Below are 1,903 nucleotides of genomic sequence, written 5' to 3'. Positions count from 1 at the left end.
GCGCTGCGAAACCATCCACACCCATCCCGATTTCTGCCGCTTGTCGACGATCGAGGGCGCGGCGGTGGACCTGCGCTATGCAAGCGAGCGCAACTTCGTCGGGCGAGACCTGTACGGCGCGCTGGATTGCGCGTGGCTGCATCGGCTGGCGGCAGACGGTCTCGCGCAGGCGGTGGCACGGCTGGCTGCCACGGCGCCGGGGCACCGCCTGCTGGTGCTGGACGCGCTGCGCCCGCACCGCGTGCAGATCCATCTGTGGAACCACCTGGACGGCACCGACCTGCGGCAGTACGTGGCCGACCCGGCGCGCGGCTCGATCCACTCGTTCGGCATGGCGCTGGACGTGACGGTGATCGACGAGGCGGGCGGCGAACTCGACATGGGCAGCGGCTTCGACGAGATGACGGCGCTGTCGCATCCGGTGCTGGAAGCGGCGCATCTGGCGAGCGGGGCTCTGACACCGGTGCAGCATACGAACCGGCTGCTGCTGCGCGATGCGCTGAATGCCGGGAGCTTTCGTGGCATCGACAACGAGTGGTGGCACTTCGAGATGCTGGACCGGCAGCGGGTGCGGGAGCAGTTCATGCGGGTGGAGTGATCTGCCGGCCAGCATGTGGAACCAAGCACGCTGTGAGGTCACATAGCTGCATGAGACAATTTCTTTGCAACCCAACATCGGAGCAACCAAGCCATGGGCTTCCTCATCGACTTCGCGGCGGATCCCAGAGCGGCGTTCGCACGGGGGTTCGTGCGTGGATTGGCGGCGCCCGTGACCTTGTTCGTGCACAACGAAGCGCCGGCACTGCCCAGCGTTCAGATGGTGGAGCCGCCTGCAGCCGGTCGGGAGATCGCCGCTGCGCTTGCGTCGGATTGGGTGAGCATCGGGGATTCGATGCATCGCGAGGTGCAACGTCATGAGCAGGGGCAACAAGCCTCACCAGACGCCGCTGGCTCAGGCAGCAAGCAAGGCGATCGGGCTGGGCGCGGTCAGGGCTGAGCAACAGGTTGTCATCCAGCAAAGCCAGTACACCGGGCAGATTCCGCACCCGGACATCCTCAAGCAGTTCGATCAGCTCATTCCCGGCACGGGAGCGAAGCTCATTCTTTGGGCCGAAGAGGAGCAGCAACACCGCCGCTCGATGGAGCGAGCAGCGCTGGATGCCAACATCGCGGCCCAGCACTCGCAGAGCCTGACCAACGCCTACACCGCACGCGCGATCTTTCGCAGCGACATGATGGGGCAAACCTGTGGCGTCCTGGTCTGCCTGGTCTGTGTGGTTGGCGCGATCTGGATGGGCACGATCGGCCAGCCGTGGGTCGCTGCGGCGCTCGCCGCGATACCGACTGCGGCTGTTATCAACGCATTCCGCTCAAGCATGTTCAGCCGCAAGCGGCAGGTCGACGAGGCGAAGTCGTAGCGCAGGCCGCTGTCGCACCCGTGGCGGGTCAGAACCGGTACGCCGTGAACACCACGACGCTGTTCTGCGCCTTCTTCTCGGTGATCGGGCTGTCGGCCGCGTCGCGCTGCAGGCTGCGCGTCGACAGGCGGGTGCCGATGCCCCACTGCTTGTCGATCTGGTAGTCGGCCCCGACGGTGAAGCCCACCGATTCGATGCCCGAGCGCGGCCTGTACACCGCGCGGCCCGACCGCGCCGCCTGCTGCTCGTCGATGCCGAAGTAGGTCTGCATCGCGCTGCGGCTGGCCCAGGTCACCCCCGGGCCGGCGGACAGCATCAGGCCCGCAGCCGGGCTGTACTTGCCCTCGACGTCGAACGACAGCCGCCCGCCCTGGTGCTTGCCGCCGATGTCGCCGACCACGTTGCCGCGGGCGGTGAACCAGCCGTCGGAGTAGCTTGCGAACACCGCGCCGAGCACGGTGCCGTCGATGTCGCCCAGGCCGCGC

The 1,903-nt window shown here is 67.2% G+C and carries 3 protein-coding genes; 2 read left to right on the top strand and 1 reads right to left on the bottom strand.

Annotated features, from left to right (window positions below; genetic code table 11):
- A partial coding sequence (locus AC1D12_RS32250) for a M15 family metallopeptidase (RefSeq protein ID WP_477845228.1) occupies window positions 1–598 on the top strand: 598 nt, incomplete at its 5' end.
- A gap of 316 nt (window positions 599–914) precedes the next feature.
- Window positions 915–1,418, top strand: coding sequence for a DUF2335 domain-containing protein (locus tag AC1D12_RS32245; RefSeq protein WP_477828857.1), 504 nt, complete (start codon window positions 915–917; stop codon window positions 1,416–1,418).
- A 28-nt stretch (window positions 1,419–1,446) separates the two neighbouring features.
- Here the strand turns inward: AC1D12_RS32245 and AC1D12_RS32240 are convergent.
- Window positions 1,447–1,903: MipA/OmpV family protein (locus AC1D12_RS32240; protein ID WP_477845227.1), on the bottom strand; the 457-nt coding region annotated here is incomplete at its 5' end.

This window comes from Rhizobacter sp. P1_G5, from assembly GCF_056405435.1.
The sequence above is the reverse complement of the archived record's forward strand: the minus strand, read 5'-3'. Positions and strand labels throughout refer to the sequence as shown.

Coding starts and splice junctions, on each gene's coding strand:
- AC1D12_RS32245 (WP_477828857.1), top strand. CDS start 915: ATGAGCAGGGGCAACAAGCCTCACCAGACGCCGCTGGCTCAGGCAGCA.